Origin of the sequence: Streptomyces sp. NPDC059895 (assembly GCF_042731035.1) — a bacterium.
Taxonomy (GTDB): domain Bacteria; phylum Actinomycetota; class Actinomycetes; order Streptomycetales; family Streptomycetaceae; genus Streptomyces.
This window is the reverse complement of sequence record NZ_JBHWKO010000058.1, coordinates 13,421-31,259: the sequence shown is the minus strand read 5'-3', so window position 1 is coordinate 31,259 and position 17,839 is coordinate 13,421. Positions and strand designations below refer to the sequence as shown.

The window sequence follows — 17,839 nt, the reverse complement described above, 5'->3', positions numbered from 1 at the left end:
GTTCGTTCACACGATCGAGCGAGGCGCGCGCCGGATTCCCGCGCCTCGCTCGTTCGAGCGTGTTCGAGCCGGTTCGCTTCCCTGACGGAGGCTCGGGCCGTCACCGTGTTCGACACCGCCCGGATCGATCACACGGGCGACGTCCATGTTTTCGCGATCCGTGAAAAGGGGTGTGCTGTGCGGGATGTGGTGTGGGCCGAGTTCCATTCCCCGGCCGGGCGGCTGGTGCGGCGGCCGGTGAGCCAGCTGCTGCGGGAGGCGCTGGAGGAGCGGGAGCCGGTGTGGAAGCCGGTGCAGTACCGGGGCAAGCAGGCGATCGCGACCTGGTGGCGGCCGGCCGGGGCTGCCCGCCATGCCGGCTGCGCGACGTTGGAGGCGCTGGCTGCGGCCCGCGCGCTGGAGTTCGATCCCGAGGTGGCCGCCTTCACCGCGTGGCCGGTGCGGTTGAGCTGGGCGGACGGCGGCGGCGCCCATGTGCCGGACTTCTTCGCGCGGCTGGCCGACGGGCGTGCCCGCCTCGTGGTGCGCGCGCCGGGCGGCACGGCGAGCGGCGACTGGCCAGAGGTGCTCCGGCTGCTGGATGCCGCCGGGCACCAGGCCGGCTGGCAGGTACGGGTGCACACCCCGGCGGACACGTCGGTGGCGGAGGCGGAGAACCGGCGGCGTCTGTCCCGCTACCGGCATGCGCGTCTGGCGGATGCCGAGGCGGCCCGGCTGCTGCACGTCGCGTTCGCCGCACCGAGACCCCTCACCGAGGGGGTGGCGGCCACCGGCCTGCCGGAGCTTTCCGCCCTGGCGCAGGCTCATCACTTGATCTGGAAGCGGGATCTGCGCATCGACTGGGACCTGCCGTTCGTGCCGGCCCGGTCGCTGGTGTGGTCGCCTGCGGCATCCCGGGCGGTGGCGTGATGGCCGCGCCGTGTGTGCCGGTTGCACGGCAGGGCGCTGTGGCGGTGGGGGACGCGGTGCGCTGGCATGGCAGCAGCTACCTGGTCGCTGCCCTGCAGGGCAGCAGCGTGCATCTGCTCAGCCACGGCGCCGACGGCGAGGACGCCGTCGTCCTGCTCGGTGCGCTGCTGGGCGCGCCGGACTTCGCCCGGCTCGCCTCCCCCGACGACAGCACGGGCGGCCGGGCCGTGCCGGCACGGGAGGGCCTGGCGAGTGTGGCCCTGCTGGAGGGACTGTCGCCAAAGGCGCGGGAGGAGGCCGAGTTCTGGCTGGACCACGTACTGGAAGTGCACACCGGTCTGCCCGGTTTCGCTGCGCCCGGCTGCGAGCCCCGTCCCGGATACGACCCGGCGCGCACGACGCTGCGTGAACGGTACGCGCTCAAGGCGGCCGAACTGCAGGCCGCGCACCACCAGGTGTCGGCGGCGACGGTGGAGCGCAAGCGGCTGGCCTGGCTGGCCGAGGGGGTGTGGGGGCTGGTCGACAAACGCAGACTGCGGGCGCCCGGCAGCCGCGGCCGCGTCGACGAGCGGGTCGTGCGGCTGCTGAGGCAGGTGTACGGCCGGCTGAAGAAGAAGTCCACCGGAACCAAGTCACGGCTGTTCGAGCTGCTCAGGAGGGCCTGCGTGAAGAAGTTCAAGAAGAGGGAGGCCGGGCGGCTGCTGCCGTCACGGGCCACGTTCTACCGGCTGCTGAAGCGTCTGGGGATCGCGTGCGGCAGCGGCAAGGACACCGTCCGGCAGCGGGAAAGCGACGGCAGCCGCCCGCAGCCGCCGTTCACGCGGGCCATGGCGATCGCGCCGGGTGAGCAGGTGCAGATCGACACCACTCAGCTCGATGTGCTGGCCCTCGACGAAACGGGCCGGGCCGTCTCCGTCGAGCTGACCGCGGCCATCGACGTCGCCACCCGGTCGATCCTTGCGGCGGTCATCCGGCCCAAGTCCAGCGGCACCAAGACCGGTCCCGACAGCCGCCGGCACGGCGGCCGCGCGACCAAGGCCGTCGACGCGCTGCTGCTGCTGGCCCAGATGTGCACGCCGCAGCCGGTGCGGCCGGGCTGGTCGCGCAGGGCCCGCGCCGAGGGCTCGGGACTGCCGTATGCGCAGCTGGTTCAGGCCGATGAGCGCATGCGGGACGCGGCGGCCCGGCCGGTGATCGTGCCGGACATGATCGTCATGGACAACGGGAAGGTGTTCGCCGGGCGGGCCTTCATGGACGCGTGCGCCTATCTCGGGATCTCGGTACGTCCGGCCTGCTACCACTCCCCCACCCACAAGGCGATCATCGAGCGGACCTTCGGATCGGCGAAAAGCCTCTTCAGCCAGTTCCTCACCGGCTACACCGGCCGGGACTTCACCCACCGCGGCAAGAAGGTCGCATCCGAACGGCTGTGGCGCCTGGACCAGCTCAACGACCTGCTGCAGGAGTGGATCGCCACCGGCTGGCAGCAGCGCCCGCACCAGGAACTGCGCAACCCGTTCCTGCCGTCCATGGCGCCGCGCACGCCCAACCAGATGTTCGCCGCGCACGTGGCCAGCAGCGGCTACGCACCCCTGCGGCTGACCGCAGAGGACCGGCTGCGGCTGCTGCCGACCGCATGGGTGCGCGTCACCGACGCGGGCATCCGGCTGCACCAGCGCACCTACGACAGCCGGGCGCTGAACGGCTACCGGGGCGCCGCGTCCGGCTGGCCGGGCAAGAAAGAGCGCTGGCCGGTGCGTTACCACCCGCACCAGCCCGAAAAGGTGTGGCTGCAGGACCACCGCACGGGCACCTGGGCGGAGGCCGACTTCATCTACCAGCGGGTGATCGGCGACGAGTGGAGCGAGCACGTCTGGGACCAGGCCACCGCCGTCCACCTCGCCGAGGGCGGCAGCGCCAAGGACGAGCGTGCCATCGCCCGCGTCGTACGCTCCCTGCTGGAACGCGCCGGCCGCGGCCCCGCCCGCACCGCCGAGCCCGCGCCCGCGTCCCTGGAGCGCGGCCCGCAGGTGGGTCCCGCGCCGCGCCCCAACCCCTACGCGGGCATCCCCGCCCCCGTCTTCGGGAGTATTCCGGCCCTGCCCAGCATGGACGTCGACCCGAGGCGTCTGTCCCTGCCCTCCGCCGCCCACGATCCGGCCGGCCAGGACGTGTCCGGCAGCAGCCTGTACGGCGAGAGCGCGTAGAACCCCGTCCGTCCCTTCCGCGCGGCGCGGGCGGGTGCGAACCCGTCCGCCCCGGCGGCTCCTTGACGATCGAAGAAGGCTTCGACGTGACCCTTTCTCCCCCTGCTGCCGGCGACGGCGGGCGGCCTGAACGGCCCACCGTCCGCGCCGGCTGGCAGTCCTACGTCCACCGCATCGTCGTACCGCCCGAGCTGGGCGACCTCCTGCCTGCGGACACTCCCGTCGACGCCGGGGATGCGCGGCTGCGCTATCACGCCACGATGCGCACGGTGCAAACACCCGCGTTGAAGAAGGCCGTCGTCCTTGCCAGGCGGCTGTGGCTGGCCAGCGGCTCGCGCAGCGAAGGCCCCCTGCACCTGGCCGTCGACGGCCCCGGCGAGACCGGGATGACGACCGTGCTGCGGCAGATCGGCCGCGCCTTCGAAGGCATCGTCAGCGACCAGCTGCCCGCCGACCGCACCCGGATCCCGGTCATCCACATCAACGTGCCACTGTCCCCGGCCAGCAAGCTGGACTGGTCCATCCCCTTCGCCGACTTCGTCGGCCACCAGCACACCAAGGATCCCGAAAGCGGCCAGCGCAGCACCGACATGACCGGCCCCGTCTGCCATGTCATGAAGACCCGCGGCACCCGCCTGGTCCTCGTCGACGGCATCGACCGGCTGGAGAACTCCGAACTGAAGACGGCCTTCGACTACTTCGGCTACCTTTCCAGCGAATTCAGCATCTCCTTCGTCTACTGCGGTCCCGGCGCCCGGGACATCGCCAACGCCGGCCGCCGCGGCAAACGGGCCGAGGCACCAGCAGGTGGCGCGGGCGGCATCCCCGCCCTCGCGGTCAACCCGATCCCCTACAGTCCCGACGACTACGACATCTGGCACGAGGTCATCAAGTTCTTCGACCAGGACCTGCGCCTGCACCGGCACAGCCCCGGCGACCTCCTCGACCTCGCCGCGCATCTGCACGAACGCACCGGCGGCTACATGAAGCCGCTGTCCTACCTGATCTGCCAGGCAGCCCAGGAAGCCATCGAGACCGGCACCGAAGCCATCACCAAGGAACTCCTCGACAACCAGCTGGTGGGACGCTTCGCCGACGATCCGATTCTGCAGATCTGACGCGCATCTCCTCAGATCATCCGCTCGTTGCACCCCATGTCACCGTCGGGCCGCTGCCGACATCGCGACATGCGCCGACAGACACGCGCCGCCAAGCGCCTGCTCCGCCGAGAGCCCTCCTGCCGCCACCCCCTGAAAGAGCTTCTTCCTCGTGGCCAAACGCAAAGCCAAAGCCGCTCGTCCCCGCCTGGTCCCCGCCATCGTGGTAGCGGACGTGACCGAGATCGGCGCCTCGCCCGGCGTCCTCGTGATCAGGACCGGTCCCCTCACCAAGATGCCCAAGGTCATCACCGTGCCCGCCGAGATGATCGATACGTTCGTGTCGAAAATGCAGGAGGCTGCCCGCGCGGCGGAAGAGGACTACTGGGGCCTTCTGCCCGCCTTCCGTGCCGGGGCCGCCACTGACGACACCGCCGAACTGACGCGAGCCAAGGACAAGTGGGTCCTTTCCCAGCCCTGGCGGCAGGAAATGCAGCAGGCACTGGGCAACCACCACAGCCGCCTGTTCTTCATGGACTACGTGGGACACGTCGGCGTCGTCGCAGCTGCACCCTACGTAGCCGCTCCTCATCTGCTGATCTTCGATCCGTTGCAACTTCACCGGCTGGCTCCTGCGGTCCGGCGAGCCGCCGCCCAGGCATGGCACAGCCTGCCGGCCGCCGTGGCCGACCCGACCCAACGGCTTACAGCGGCGCAACACGAGTGGGCTTCGGTTCCCTGGCCGCGCACCCCGGTCACCCTGCCCACCCAGCAGCAGGCGGACAAGGTCATCACTGGGCTGCGCACCGAATTCCTACGCCGGGCCCCGCTCCTGAAGGAGTACTGAGCGCTCCCGGACAGCCGCCCGCTCTGCGCTCGCACGTTGCGGCAGCACGCAGACGAACGGCGCAGGCCCCCATCGGCGTCGATCCGTCGAGGGACTGCGGCCCCTCAGCCCCGGGCCGGACGGCGGACCCGTCCCTTTCATCTCTCTTTCCTCTTTGCCCGCCGGTGCGGCACGCCGCACCGGCGGCGCGCCCCGCCTCCCACCCCAGAACAGGGAATGCCTGATGGAGCAGTACCGCACGTGGTTGGAAGTGCGTTTCCGCGATCACGACAGCCAGGACGCCCCCTGGCAGCGTTACGACGAGGTGCTGGATCCCTTCTACTCGTACGCCCCCCGCAGCGAGCAGGTGTACGAGGACGACAGCGACTGGCTTCCGGGCACTCCCCAAGAACGCGCCCAGGACGATCTCGACGACGCTCTCGGGATCGTCATCGACGAGCAGTACCTCGCGCGCGTGGTGCGCGATGGTCCGATGGATGTGCGTGTCCGGCTTGTGGAAGGAGACTCTCGTGCCACCGCTGACAAGGTCGTTGCCGTGTGCACGCCGTCCCCCGAGGGGGAAGCCCGGGCGTATCTGACGTCAGCCCTGCGCGGCTACGACGACGTACGGGACGACCTGCGCTGGCGGCTGCTGCAGGCACACCGGGCGGGTGTCGATGGGGACGAACTCATCCGCAAGGCCGCTGGACGGATCACAGCAGCCGAGATCCGCGGCCTGTTCGAGGCTGGCCGGCTGGCCGAGGCCGCCCGCGCCGTCGTCGCCGGCTGGCAGGACCCGGAGGGACGGGCAGCCGTGAGCGTCGAGAGGGACAACTCGGTCGTTGTCCTGCTGCGGACCTCGTTCCGGCAGGAGATCAACTACGAGGAGATGTGCCGCAGCGACGGCCCGGAAGGGTACGAAGACTGCGAGGACGGCGACTTCTGGGGATACAAGGAGGGCGTGCGTGACGCCGAAGCACTGTTGCAGTTGCTGACCGAGCACTACACGGTCACCTGCGGCGACCGCCCGGCGACGGCATCCGACCTGGCCCCGCTGGGTCCCCACCAGTGGGGACGGGTAAGCATCGCTCCCAAGCCGGGGGCGGCGTGGGCGCCGTCCATGCCCTCGCCCTGACGCATCGCCCCGGCGCGGAGGGCCTGGGGCTGGGGCAGGAGGTACGCACTGCCCCAGCCCCAGGTCGTCCCCTACCCTGGCAGGCCCCCGTTTTAGGCAATTGCCCTGATCAGAAGGGGTCTTCTGCCGAGACACCGCGCTGCGGGTGGGTGAGCCAGGATACTTGGGCGAGTTGCAGGGCCAGTTGACGGCGATGCTCGTCGTCGGACGGGACCACACACTTACGGACCGCTGGGCCACGGTCAGGCAGGTGGAATCCTGCAGTCTGCACCAGGCGGCCCCACACTGAGTCCTCGTTGTCGACATCCGCGGCGGCAAGGCGGCACCCTGCACCGAGGAACTCCACTGCCTGGGCGGCCAGGTACGCGCCGAGCCCGAATCCCCTCCAGGCCTTGTCCAGTTGGACATGGAGGAGAACCAGCAGATCACTGTGTCCCTGCAGGCCGAGTCGACGCATCTCGCTGTCCGGGTTCTCCCAAGCGGCGAAGACGTCTGCGGCCAGGCGGCCGAGATGGTACTGCTCGCCGTGCACGCTCCCCAGGGTGTAGTCCTCCTGCCCCCAGGCCAGCCGCGCCAGCGCCAGCCGGCCGATCTGCCCCAGCGCGGGCTCAGGGTCGTCATCCGCCGACCGGTGGTACACGCTCACGCTCCACCACTGGGCGTCCTCCTGGCACCAAGGCGACAGGCGTTCCGGCTCGCAGGAGAACTCCAGCTTCAAATCTCCCGGGTTTCCGGGCAGTTGCAGCGGATCGAGAGGGCCGATCCGCCGTGGAACGCCGCGTCGCGCACCGATCGGCTGCGTGCGAGGCCTGGGGGCCACGGCGCGCTGGAGACGCTCCCGGTCAGCGTTGATCCCTGGCGTTTTCTCTTCGTAGTACCAGTCGTCGACGTCGTCGGGGTCGGCGAGGTGGAGCTGCTCGGCGAAGTACTGGGCGTGCACGACTGCGGGCAGTCCGACCGCGACCGCGGCCTGCATGAGATCCGTCATGAGGTCGCCTTCAACATGATGCATCCAGTCCCGCTCCTGGCGGTGGCGCTCGGCGAACAGGCTGGTCTGCGCGCGGACGGTCTCGGCGCCGCCCGCAATCGTGTGCGCATCGCACAAGGTCCGGTAGAGGGTGGGCCTTTCAGGGCACCGTGGCTGGTCACAGAGCCGGTGAGCGTGACCCCAGGGCCCCTCTGCGAGATGGAAGCGCCGCCGGGCGTCGCTGACGACGACGCCGTCCGGGCCGACGGCCTCGACGGAGAGGCTGCGCTGCTCGGCCTCCAGCCAACCATCTGCCAGAAGGTTGATGACGGCCAGAACGCTGGCGCGGGCGACCTCAGTTCCAAGGATGGCGGAGTGATAGACCACAGATCTGCCGCTGCGGTGCGCCGGAGTGCGGGAGGACTCCTTGATGAGATCCCAGGCCGAGAAGGGAGCGGGGACGGGGTCGCCGGGCGGTGATGCGAGCGGTCGGGCGGGTGCAGTGCTGTTCATGGTGTGGCTCCGTTGGGTGTGCGGGCGGGAGGGAGCAGAGATGCTGCATGGGCGGGCAGGCGCAGTGCGAGCACGGCTCGCCGTCCGCGACCTTTCGGGGGTGGCACGACCAGTCGTGTCCGCACGCGCGGAGCAGCCCGCCGTGGGCAGCGGAAAGGAGCACACTGGGCAGGCCGCGCTGTCCGGCTGGGGCCGGCCTACAGGGCGGGCAGCCCTTCGGGGAGGTGTTCGAGCAGTTCCCGAGTCAGGCCGGAGCGGCCCTGGTTGAGGATGATGTCGGTCAGTTCGTGTTCGAGCCGTGCCCGGGCCGGGTCGGGGGTCTTGGCGATCAGCCAGCTGCGGAATCCCGCCGGGGCGTCGTCGAGCAGGACGGTGTCCCCTGCTGTGCCTTATTCAGGACAGCTGCGAGGCGGTCAGCGGGTTCGGCGCCGGGCGCCAGACGGTCCCCTGTGGCCTTGCGGGCGTGCAGCAGGGCGTCAGCTCGGACGTGTCGTCAGCCTGCCGGTCAGGTCACCGCCGTCGGCGCCTTCCCCGGGGCTGGTGTGCCAGGGACACGTCGTGCTGAGCCGACTGACGTACCAGGTGCGGAAAGCCAAGGGATGGGCGGTGCCTCGCGACCGCCCCCAGTCGACCACCCAGCCGTACGCCTGCTCCAGCGGCGTCCAGGCGACCTGCGCCGCAGCCATCGCTACGGCTGTGGCCGTATGTCGGCTCAAGCGCGGGCGATGCGGTCTACGGCGCGGCTTGTTCTTCTGTGTCCGTCCCATGTCTGCCCCCTCGTGTCTGACATCGCTGACCAGTTCCGGCGAATGTCTGTATCGACACGGTCAACGAGCGCTGAGACGACAAGCAGTGGAAGTGACCGTATTCTCGCTACTTCGTGTGATCATCGAGCATTCACGCGACGCCGCGCGCCGGGAACAGCACTCTCTTCGAGGACAGACGCCGCCTGTGTTCGCAAGGCCGGTGCGTCTGCACCGTGATGACGGCACGTCAACCACCAGCACTATGCGCCGTGTTGGCTCCCCCTATCGACGCTGTCGCACGCGCCGGGCAGCGGGGCAGCACGAAACGGCAGACCAGAGATACCTGTTGTGTTGTGGTGCGCACGTCCTGCTTTCGTGTGACGTTTCCCGGAGCACCGTGCATGATGATGTCCTGTTCATGGGGGGCCGATCGTGGATCGGGCCGGTTGCAGGGGGTTGGATTTGAGGCATACACCGCAGGGCACGATCGCTTTGCCCCGCAGGATGAAGCATCTCGCGGTCGACAGCCGCGGCTATCCGGTGATCGCGACGGTCGAGCGCAGTACGCAGGCGGTGGATTTCGGTTCCATCAACGAACGGCGGAAGCTGGCGCTGGCCGCGTTCGACTGGTGTGCCGTGTGCGGTCTGCCCTTCGCTGACGAACTGCGCTGGCAGACGGTGCTCCAGGAGGGGCCGTTGCCAAACGGCGTCATCAGCGGTGAGGCTCCGGTCCACGAGGTGTGCGCGCTGTATGCGGCGCAGGTGTGCCCGTATCTGTTCTCCCCGCACTCGCGCCTGGGGGACGAGTCCCGCAAGGGAACGGTGCGACACCCCGTGGTGCGGTTCGTGGGATTCGAGTCCACGAGCGCGGTGACCGCCCACGAGTCGGGGCTGCAGCCCGGTACCTACACCCTGCACTTCGAACACCGCGGCCCGGCGGACGAGTTCTCCTACCGCACGCCTGACGAGATCCGGGAACGGTTCACCGATGTCCTGGCGCGCGAGAAGGACCTGCTCGTCAGTGATGCGGAAGGCGTGCTCGTGCGGCTGTTCAACCGGCTTGACGACGAAGACGAGGGGGACGTGGTCACCGGCGCGGCGCTGGCCGCAGGCGCTGCCTTCGCCAAGGACGTCTTCAAAGTTCAGGGCCTGGGCGCTTTCGAGGGCAAGCAGTATCCCGCTGTCGCCGGGCTGCTGCTGAAGGGCACCGAACAGGAGATCCGTGAGTTCTCCGCAGGCTCACGGGACGAGGCCTACGGTGTCATCGGTCCCTGGGTGCTTGAGCGCGCCGGCAGCTTTCCCGTGCCGCTGCAGCGCTGGCGTACCCGCGGAGAGAGCATGGTTCGCCGCCCGGCGCCGCGCCCGCCGGAAGGCCCCGGCCGTAGTGTCTCCAAGAACGCGCCCTGCCCGTGCGGGTCTGGCCGCAAGGCTCGCCGTTGTCATCCCTCCGGAATGCCCGCCAGCTGACAGCCCCGGGCAGACGCAACGGGTCCGTGTCCCTTGGCGGGGCGCAGCTTGCTCTTCCGGGTCGGTGACGGATGGGGGCACATGCTCGGCGCGGCGGCGGCAGCCGGGCAAGCCGACGCGTCGCATCAGCAGCCCCACGGTGCCGCGGCTGGTGCGGACGCTCAGGTCCGGACGGAACTCGGCGTGCACCCGGCGGGAGTGGTGCGTACTGCGGGAGGCGGTGCGGATGCCCACGATGTCCTCCGTCAGCCAGGGTTGTGGACTGTTGGCGGTTGACTGCATACAGGTGTGGCCGAGCACCCCGGGGCGTGAGGAACCCCGCCCCGGGGTGCTCGGACCACGGACACGATCCGTGCGCGCCGGACGCGGAGCGAAGGCGGGAGACCAGGACGCCCAGCACCGTTCGGGGCATCCGGCTGAGCAGGCACCCTGGGAACAGGACTCCTGCTCAGTCCTCAGGAACGGTGAGCAGTGCCGCCAGTGCCGCCAACTGCTCCGGGGCGAAGTGCCGCCTCAGGACGTCTGCGGCCCTTTCCGGCTGGGAGACCGGGACGGACACGGTCTGTTCCCTCAGCCCGGCCTTGATGAGGGCCTTGTTGACGCTGAGGTCTCCGGAGGTGACCTGGGGCAACAGGTGGGGTGCGTGTTTGCGTAGTTTTCGCAGGCCTGCGGCGCGGGTGGTGCCCGCAGGGCGGAAACTGTGTCTGTTAGACACGGTTTCCGCGCCAGACGCGTTTCCCCCGGTTTCGCCGTCCTGGTGCGGGAGGGCAGGGCGGCCGGGAGGGCGAGCCAGGTGCTGGTCGATGAGGTTGAGCAGGTCGATGTCGTCGCCGACCAGACGACGGACCAGGTCTTCGGTCGCGCCGAGTCCTTTGAGCGGCGGAGTGGTGATGAACGCGAGGAAGTCGTCGTGGCGGATCTCTTCGTCCCGCATGGTGATGAAGTGCCGCCAGGATCCTCGCTCAAGGACCTGTCTGAGGAGGCCGGGAACGCTGGACAGGCCGTTGGCGCCATTGTCGAGGCCTGTGCTGAGCAGGTTGATCAGGACAGCATGTGCCCGGAGCTGACGGGCGGTGTCGGGGCGGGAGGGGTTCACGGTGCACCTGCCGCGAGACGGCGCAGCCATTCCTTGGCGTAGTCGATGCCTGCTTTGAGCTGTTCGGTGCTTCCGTACTGGGCGTAGGCGCCGGTTTCACGGTTGATCTGATTTCGGACGCCCGTGAAGTCGTCGTTGAAGAACTGGCGGGCGATGCGGCGTGCGAGGGTCTCCAGTTCTTTACGGCGGTGGGCTCGGATCCGGTAGTCCGCCTCGACTGGCGGCGGTGTGTCGTCCGGCGGCCCCGGTTCCTGCTGCGGGTTGCCCGGGTCGCGGATCAGCCCGTCCTGGATCATCTGCCGGAGCATGCCGATGGCCGTCTGGGGATAGCCGTAGCGGTCGATGACGTCCTGGGCCTGGTAGTGCAGGTAGGGCTCGTGCGCGTTGGCGCCCAGCAGTGTCTGCTGCAGGGCGACGTTGTCGACCGAGACGGTGGAGGGCAGCAGCGACATCTGACCTCCGGGGCCGATCGCGATGCTGCTGAAGTCCAGCAGATCACCGCCCTCGGGCAGTTGGGAGGGGTAGGTGCTGTTGGTGACAGCGGGTTCCGCCGGGGGCGGAGGGCTGGGCGTGGAGGCGTCTTGGGAGCTGTGCTCCTGTTCCAGTTCCTCGATCTCGTGGACCACGTCGTCTTCGATGCCCTGGGCGAGTTCCCGCAGCACCGGCAGGGACGGCATGAAGATGACGGCGGGGTCGGTGTCACGTGGATCGGAGATGCGCACGACGCGGGCGGTGGCTTGAGCGAAGAAGAGTTCGGTCTTGGTGCGGGTCAGGTAGACGAGCACGCGCAGCCGGGGAATGTCCACGCCTTCGGACACCATGCGGACAGCGATGATGTACGGGTCGCGGGTTGCCGAGAAGGCTTCGAGTTTGTCCTTGGCCTCCTTGTCCTCGCTGATGACGATGGTCGCGTCGCAGCTGGTGGCCCGTTTGATGACATCCGCGTAGGCCTTGGCCTTGTCCTGGTCGTCGGCGAGGATGAGGCAGCCCGCGTCGCGCACGGTCCGGCGGATCGCCGTCAGTTCCTTGTGCACCAGGGTTCCGCGGAAGCCGGCTGTGCGGCGGGGGCAGTGCCTCGGGTCCTCTGTCTGCGGAGTCAGGCGCAGTTCCGGGTCGCGGAGGCCATGAGTCGCCTTCGAGCCAGTAGGCGGGTGACCTGCGGCAGCACGTCGTCTGCGGCGGTGCCGCGCTGGGCCGACACGGGTCCCGGTACCACCGGCAAGGCTTGTTGCGGTAGTTCTCGGACGCCTCCCCATTCGGCCATGCCGGGTTCGGCGGCCACAGCGTGGCCGGGTGGCGGGCAGACGCAGGGTCGGCTCTGCGGTTAGGACAGGACCGCATCCGAAGCCGCGCCACGGCCTCTGTCACATCCGGACGGGTCGGGGTCGTCAGTGCCCAGCCTGCCCGGCCGTCCGTCACCGGTCGGGCAGTTGTTGCACGGGGGTGCAGGCCCTCATCGTGCCCGCTGGTGTCGCTCCTGCCCGCCGCCGGCTCCGAACACCGCCGCTCGCAAGGTCCGCCGGGGCGCATCGGGCACGGGCGCAGTCGTGCGGGCGTTGGGGAACTCCCCGGGTTGGAGTGTTCCCCAACGGCGGTGCTGTCAGGGCTGGGTGACGGTGAGAGTGCGCTGGTCGAGGTCGAGGTGGACGGTGCCGCCGTTGTGGTCGCGCAGTTGGCGCCAGGCGGTGTAGCCGGTGAGGATGGCGTGCTCCCAGTCTGCGGCGCGGCAGATGCTGACCTCGAGGTGGGCGGTCATATGGCTGATGGTGGCGAGGAGCTCCTGGTCGATGTGCTTGATGTCGGCGAGGTAGCGGTGGCGGGCGGCGTAGGAGAAGACCAGGGCGGAGATGCCTTCTTCGATGGCGATGGCGCGGCCGCCGTCTTCGGCTTCGTCGGCGCGGGGGTCGCTCTTGCGTTTGCGGCCCAGCAGGAAGCGGGTGACGGGGGACCAGCCCAGCACGGTGGCGTGTGCGAGGTGGAAGATGTCGTGGAAGCGGTAGCCGTCTTCGACGTGGGAGGCGCTGGTGAGCGGGTCGCCGGCGGGGGTTCCGTCTTCCCGGGTGAGGATGACGACGGTGCGGCCGTCGTCGGTCCTGGTGGGCGTGAAGGTCAGCGTGGTCTGCCGGGGCAGCTGCTCGTGGACGGGAAAGCCAGCGTCGAATGAGGCGTGCTCGTCATCGGGGGTGGGGCGCCAGCGGTCTTTGACCTTCTCCAGGTTGGCGGCGGCCACGTCGTCGAGGTCGAGTCCGAAACGGTGGGTGAGGGCGGCGACGTACCACAGGACGTCGCCGAGTTCTTCGCGTAACTGGTGCTTGCCCTGCTCGAAGGCCGGCCCGTCGCGCAGAAACTTCTTGTAGGCGGTGGCCAGGGATCCGACCTCGCCTGCGAGGCCGAGGAGAGGGACGAGGACGGGGTCGGTGCCGTCCGCGGGCGGTTGGAGGGTTTTGACGGCCGCTTCCTGGTAGCGCTTGAAATCCACACCCACACCTGTCTGATCTTGGGACAGCCACGTTGGCTTTCCCGACAACATGTCGTATGCTACGACAGCGCCGTTGGAAATGCAGACGATTGGGGAGAGTTGTCGAACACAGGCACACCGGGCATGGACGACATCACCTCGGTCGTCATCGACTTCCTCGCCGAGTACGAAGGCGTCTCCCCCAGCGAGTTCCGCTCCGAACTGGAGCAGGGCGGACTGGAGTTGCCCGTGGACTCCCTCTTGGTGGTCGAGATCCTCACACGCGTCGAGGAGCGTTACCACGTCGCCATTCCCGCAGACCGGGAAGCGGCCCAGGCCACCCGGTCCGTGCGGGCATTCGCCGCGGCGGTACTGGACGCCATCATCGAAAGGCAGCAGTCATGACCCCTCCCTCGGACAGCCGTGACCGTGATCCTGAGCTGGTACGGCTCGGTGAACGGCTGAAGAAGACCCGCGACTACCTGAACATGTCCCAGCAGTTCGTCTCGGACTCCACCGGCATCCCCCGCTCGGCCATCAGCGACATCGAGCGCGGCGAGCGGCGGCTGGACAGCCTGGAGCTGAAGAAGCTGGCGCGCCTGTACCGGCAGCCGGTCGCCTATTTCCTGGCCGAGGAGAAGGACGCCGACGCCGGCGAGTACGCGCTGGCCGGTCTGCCGCGGGCGCTGGCCCAGCTCACCGACGGGGATGCCAAGACCGTGCTGGAGTTCGCCGAGTACCTCACGCTGCGGCGTGCGGCAGAACGTGAGGAGCAGGACTCCGAGGGCGGGAGTCCGACGGCGTGAACTGGGTCTTGGCACACCGGATCGCGTCGATCGCCGCCGTCCAGGCGCACCGCGACCTCGGCATCGACCGCACGCAGTACGTCCACGTGCACCGGGCGCTCGGGGCAGCGGACGTGATCGGGATGGCTCAGCCGATGCCCCGGCTGTTCGGCGTGTACTTCTCCCCCGCCGACAAGGGACCGGCCGTGATGCTGAATGCCTCGCTGAACGCCGTCACCCAGCGGCACACGGCCGCGCATGAGCTGGGACATCACCGCCTGGGCCATCGCACCGCGGCCGACGAGGAACTCGATCCCGCGCTGCGCTGGGGCAACGGCAGCTGGCCGGAGGAGGAGAAGACTGCGGAGGCGTTCGCGGCGTGGTTCCTGATGCCCCTGCCGGCGGTGCGGGCAGCCCTGGAGCGGATCTGCGGAGGCCGGCCGTCGCGTCCCGAGCATGTCTACCGGGTGGCGCGCGAACTGGGCACGTCGTACGCCGGGACGGTGCGCCACCTGGTGAACCTCCGGCTGCTGGATGCCGGCCGGGCCGGGCAGTGGTCCAAGATCCCTCCTGCTGGCCTGCGCAGTTCGCTGGCGGGTGGGGCCTCGCTGCCCGCGCACGCCCAGGTGCACGTGATCACGGCAGCCTCCGCGGGGCAGACGGTGTACGCCGACGCGGGCGATGTGCTGGTGCTGCACCTGGACCACGCGGTCTTCGACGTCCTGCCCAAGGGACTGGAGCAGTGGACCAGTGACGGCGCGACGCCGCTGGCGAGCGCCGTGGTGACCGACGAACTCCCGCCGGGCGGACAGGGCCTGATCGAGGTCGCGGCGTTGGCGCACGGCGCCTCGCTGCGGCTGACGGTGGTGCGCGAAGCCCCGCGTGCTGGGGTCGACGAGACCTGGCCCGCCTGAGCCCGACTCCCCGGACCACATCCGTATGCGTCAGGAGGACTGATGCACACCTTCACCGTGACCGAACGCGACGTCACCCAGGCCTGGGTAGCCGCCTGCAACAAGCTGGATCGCAAGGACAACCCGGACCGGACCGGCCTGCACACGGTGGTGCGCATCGCGGACCCGACGAGCGACGACCCGGTGTTCCGCGCCGAACTGGACCGGCTGCGCACCGCTCGCGGGCTGTGGCCGCTGGAGACCGTGGCCGGCACCCTGTTCCCCGCGGCCCTGGCGGCACGGAGTGCCGGCCCGGATGACCTCGCCGAGCGCTACCGGCGGATGTATCCAGTGATCAAGCGGTACCCGGGCAATCACCGCGGCACGTACTTCGGCCGCCTGGTGTCCTACCCTGCGGCGTCAAAGACCGGCGTCGACCAGCTCGGCACCGTCATCAGCCGCCTGCGGGCCCAGGCCGCGGGCACCAAGATAGCCGCCGCCTACGAGATCGACATAGCCGCAGTCACGGACACGGAGGAGGCCGGCGCGGACCTGCTGGTCCACACCGCCGGGAAGGACAACAGCTACATCGGCTTCCCCTGCCTGAGCCACATCTCCCTCCAGTTGGACCGCGACCGGCGGGTGCACGCCGCAGCCCTGTACCGCAGCCACTTCATGTTCGAGCGCGCCTACGGCAACTACCTCGGCCTGGGCCGCCTGCTGGCCTACATCGCCCAGCAGGCCGAACTGGGCTGCGGAACCCTGACCGTGGTGGCCGGCCACGCCCGGCTGGACGGCCCCATCACCCAACTGCGCCCCCTGCTGACCGGCACCAGCCGCCTCGCGGCATGACGGCAGCCGCCGCAAGACGGGCGGGCGTCGTATGCGGCAACCTCAGCGTCCGGGCGGACCGTTGAGCTGCCACTTGGGGGGAAACCAGGCCGGCATCGCATCGGCCTGCTGCCGGTAGGTCTGCTTGATGCGACTGCGTCCGCTGATCCCGGCGATGTCCGGGTGGGCGACCCGGGCGTACTTGTCGACCTCGCAGAACAGGTTCTGACAGTCGATCAGCTGCAGCCGGCGCCCGCGCAGTCCCGCAAACGCAAGACCCAGGCGGGCGAAGTGCTCGTCCTGGGTGTCGGCCATGTAGCGGATGACGTCCGCCTCGATGCCGTCGGCCGCCGTCCCGAAGCACTTGCGGATCCCGTCGCGCGCTCCCGGTCCGGCGACGACGAAGTCCATCTCCGAAAACGGCATCTCAGCCGCGTAGTTGAGGTCGATCACGAACTGGTAGGCCAGGAACGGGCCGATCGCCGGAAAGCCCAGCAGGACCTGGTAGGCGCCCTGGAGTGTGGGCGCGGACAGCACGCGCTGCGGCGCGTCCGCAGTCATCATCATCTCCAGCAGCCGCAGATGGTTCTGGTGCTTGCGCTCCTCGCCGAACCGTGGCGGGGGCACGATGTAGGCGGCCGAGTACAACCGCTGCCCAGCGGTGAAGGCCTGTGAGAGCACCCTGTCAAAGGCCCGGTAGTCGTAGGCGTCCCACCGCACCTCTCCCAGCGCGCCGTTCAGCAGCCGCCATGTCGAGGTCTTGTTGAAGATCTTGAACAGCAAAGTCCGGAAGAAGACTTCCTCCCATGCCTGCTCACCCCGGTAGATCACGCCGCCGATCAGGTCCTGGCTGACCCTGTCGGCGGCCCTGAAGCAGTTGGTGAAACGGTGTCGCTGCAGGATCGGATCGTCCGTGAACGGTCCCGCTCCCCCGGCAAGTCGCGCCTCATAAACCTTCTGGCGCGCCGCCGCGAAGCGCCAGTAGGTGTCGAACACCGGCGTCACCGTCAGCGTGCGGCCTGCCACACGGATCTTCCTCACAGGGTCGCGGTCTAAGACCCTCTGCTCTGCACGCTCTTGCAGCACCGTCACCATGGGCTCAATATATATTCAATATAGACAGATGTCAGCGAGGGGGACGTGTGGAATTGCTGTGGCAGCGTCCACGACGCAAGACGCTGGTCGACTGGCCGGAGGACGTGGACACGAGGCTGGACATCCTGGTCCGGGCCGCAGCCGCGGCCGGGGAGCAGACGTCGCGCTCGCAGGTTCTGGCCGCACTCGTGACGGCGGCCGAGATCCGTCCCGCCGTCATCGCCGAACTCCTCCATTCCTACCGCCAGATGCCCGCCGACGCCCTCGACGCGGACAACACGCGCGACGACCTGCCGTCCGTACGCTCTCCCGGACGCACCCGCGGCAGGAGATGACACCGAGTCAGTTCCGGTTTCTCACCCGAGTCCCTTCAGTCGCCCGGTCAACGCAGCCACACGCCTCACGGTCACGGCTGCGTGCACCATGCCTCGACAGGCGGCCGATCGGATGTCCCGCAGGCCAGCCGGGAGTAGTCGGCGATCTGACGGCGCAGCCACCGCTCGAGCCACTGGGCCGCCCGCCATCACCTCCGCGGCCTGCCCGAAGGCGTGGTGTGGTGGCCCGGCAGCCCCGGCGAGGACCAGACCCGGCAGTGGCTGCACGAGCAGCAGGCCTCATGGCAGCATCTGCACGACGAACAGAAGGAGTTGGTGGGCCGCCTGGCAACCGATCAGTCGACGGGTGGCTCTCCCAGGAGCGAACGACCGAACTCATCGCCGCTGTCCGGCTGATCGAGGTCAACCTGTCTCTCCCCGCGATGGCCTTCCCTCCAGGCATCCTCCGCAGAAGTGTCTCGCGGGCAACCGCAGGACCT

Annotated in this window: 17 protein-coding genes; 11 read left to right on the top strand and 6 right to left on the bottom strand. The window is 69.3% G+C overall.

What is annotated here, in order from left to right:
* Positions 1 to 105: 105 nt before the first annotated feature.
* The 5 genes from ACFV9M_RS37330 to ACFV9M_RS37310 all read left to right on the top strand — a co-directional run bounded on the left by ACFV9M_RS37330 (position 106) and on the right by ACFV9M_RS37310 (position 6,174).
* On the top strand, positions 106 to 909 hold the full coding sequence (locus ACFV9M_RS37330) for a hypothetical protein (protein WP_385074757.1): 804 nt from the start codon (positions 106 to 108) through the stop codon (positions 907 to 909).
* 56 nt (positions 910 to 965) lie between these two features.
* Positions 966 to 3,116 carry a Mu transposase C-terminal domain-containing protein gene (locus tag ACFV9M_RS37325; protein ID WP_385074760.1) on the top strand — a complete coding sequence of 717 codons (2,151 nt, stop codon included), beginning with the start codon at positions 966 to 968 and terminating at the stop codon, positions 3,114 to 3,116.
* Positions 3,117 to 3,202: 86 nt separating this feature from the next.
* Positions 3,203 to 4,234 (top strand): ATP/GTP-binding protein, encoded by a 1,032-nt coding sequence (locus ACFV9M_RS37320; protein ID WP_385074762.1) that lies wholly within the window; start codon positions 3,203 to 3,205, stop codon positions 4,232 to 4,234.
* 151 nt (positions 4,235 to 4,385) lie between these two features.
* Entirely contained in the window at positions 4,386 to 5,060 is a 675-nt protein-coding gene (locus ACFV9M_RS37315; protein ID WP_385074765.1) for a hypothetical protein, read from the top strand.
* A 223-nt stretch (positions 5,061 to 5,283) separates the two neighbouring features.
* Positions 5,284 to 6,174: a hypothetical protein gene (locus tag ACFV9M_RS37310; RefSeq protein ID WP_385074767.1), complete on the top strand. Its 891-nt coding sequence runs from the start codon at positions 5,284 to 5,286 to the stop codon at positions 6,172 to 6,174.
* Between the two features lie 109 nt (positions 6,175 to 6,283).
* Here ACFV9M_RS37310 and ACFV9M_RS37305 read toward each other — a convergent pair whose 3' ends face one another.
* A complete protein-coding gene (locus ACFV9M_RS37305) occupies positions 6,284 to 7,654 on the bottom strand; it encodes a hypothetical protein (RefSeq protein WP_385074768.1) in 1,371 nt (456 codons plus the stop codon).
* Between the two features lie 476 nt (positions 7,655 to 8,130).
* Entirely contained in the window at positions 8,131 to 8,340 is a 210-nt protein-coding gene (locus ACFV9M_RS37300) for a hypothetical protein (RefSeq protein ID WP_385074771.1), read from the bottom strand.
* 564 nt (positions 8,341 to 8,904) lie between these two features.
* On the opposite strand from ACFV9M_RS37300, the gene ACFV9M_RS37295 reads away from it, so the two are divergent.
* Positions 8,905 to 9,867, top strand: coding sequence for a YecA family protein (locus tag ACFV9M_RS37295; protein WP_385074773.1), 963 nt, complete (start codon positions 8,905 to 8,907; stop codon positions 9,865 to 9,867).
* A 448-nt stretch (positions 9,868 to 10,315) separates the two neighbouring features.
* Here ACFV9M_RS37295 and ACFV9M_RS37290 read toward each other — a convergent pair whose 3' ends face one another.
* From ACFV9M_RS37290 to ACFV9M_RS37280, 3 genes are all read right to left on the bottom strand, one after another.
* On the bottom strand, positions 10,316 to 10,963 hold the full coding sequence (locus ACFV9M_RS37290; protein WP_385074776.1) for a hypothetical protein: 648 nt from the start codon (positions 10,961 to 10,963) through the stop codon (positions 10,316 to 10,318).
* The gene (locus tag ACFV9M_RS37285; protein WP_385074778.1) at positions 10,960 to 11,997 is read right to left on the bottom strand and encodes a DEAD/DEAH box helicase; all 1,038 of its coding nucleotides are present in this window, start codon (positions 11,995 to 11,997) and stop codon (positions 10,960 to 10,962) included. The genes ACFV9M_RS37290 and ACFV9M_RS37285 overlap by 4 nt, the downstream gene beginning before the upstream one ends.
* A gap of 566 nt (positions 11,998 to 12,563) precedes the next feature.
* Positions 12,564 to 13,442, bottom strand: a complete 879-nt coding sequence (locus tag ACFV9M_RS37280) for a nucleoside triphosphate pyrophosphohydrolase family protein (RefSeq protein WP_385074780.1) — start codon at positions 13,440 to 13,442, stop codon at positions 12,564 to 12,566.
* Between the two features lie 123 nt (positions 13,443 to 13,565).
* Between ACFV9M_RS37280 and ACFV9M_RS37275 the strand changes: the two genes are divergently transcribed.
* The 4 genes from ACFV9M_RS37275 to ACFV9M_RS37260 are packed head-to-tail and all read left to right on the top strand — an operon-like array spanning position 13,566 to position 15,951.
* Positions 13,566 to 13,826 carry a phosphopantetheine-binding protein gene (locus ACFV9M_RS37275; RefSeq protein ID WP_385074783.1) on the top strand — a complete coding sequence of 87 codons (261 nt, stop codon included), beginning with the start codon at positions 13,566 to 13,568 and terminating at the stop codon, positions 13,824 to 13,826.
* The gene (locus ACFV9M_RS37270) at positions 13,823 to 14,227 is read left to right on the top strand and encodes a helix-turn-helix domain-containing protein (RefSeq protein ID WP_385074786.1); all 405 of its coding nucleotides are present in this window, start codon (positions 13,823 to 13,825) and stop codon (positions 14,225 to 14,227) included. Before ACFV9M_RS37275 ends, ACFV9M_RS37270 begins: the two co-directional genes overlap by 4 nt.
* Entirely contained in the window at positions 14,224 to 15,120 is an 897-nt protein-coding gene (locus ACFV9M_RS37265) for an ImmA/IrrE family metallo-endopeptidase (protein ID WP_385074788.1), read from the top strand. The genes ACFV9M_RS37270 and ACFV9M_RS37265 overlap by 4 nt, the downstream gene beginning before the upstream one ends.
* 42 nt (positions 15,121 to 15,162) lie before the next feature.
* On the top strand, positions 15,163 to 15,951 hold the full coding sequence (locus tag ACFV9M_RS37260; protein WP_385074791.1) for a hypothetical protein: 789 nt from the start codon (positions 15,163 to 15,165) through the stop codon (positions 15,949 to 15,951).
* Between the two features lie 42 nt (positions 15,952 to 15,993).
* Here the strand turns inward: ACFV9M_RS37260 and ACFV9M_RS37255 are convergent, their stop codons facing one another.
* Entirely contained in the window at positions 15,994 to 17,025 is a 1,032-nt protein-coding gene (locus tag ACFV9M_RS37255) for a nucleotide kinase domain-containing protein (RefSeq protein ID WP_385074794.1), read from the bottom strand.
* Between the two features lie 47 nt (positions 17,026 to 17,072).
* On the opposite strand from ACFV9M_RS37255, the gene ACFV9M_RS37250 reads away from it, so the two are divergent.
* Positions 17,073 to 17,360 (top strand): hypothetical protein, encoded by a 288-nt coding sequence (locus tag ACFV9M_RS37250; RefSeq protein ID WP_385074796.1) that lies wholly within the window; start codon positions 17,073 to 17,075, stop codon positions 17,358 to 17,360.
* The last annotated feature ends 479 nt before the right edge of the window (positions 17,361 to 17,839 follow it).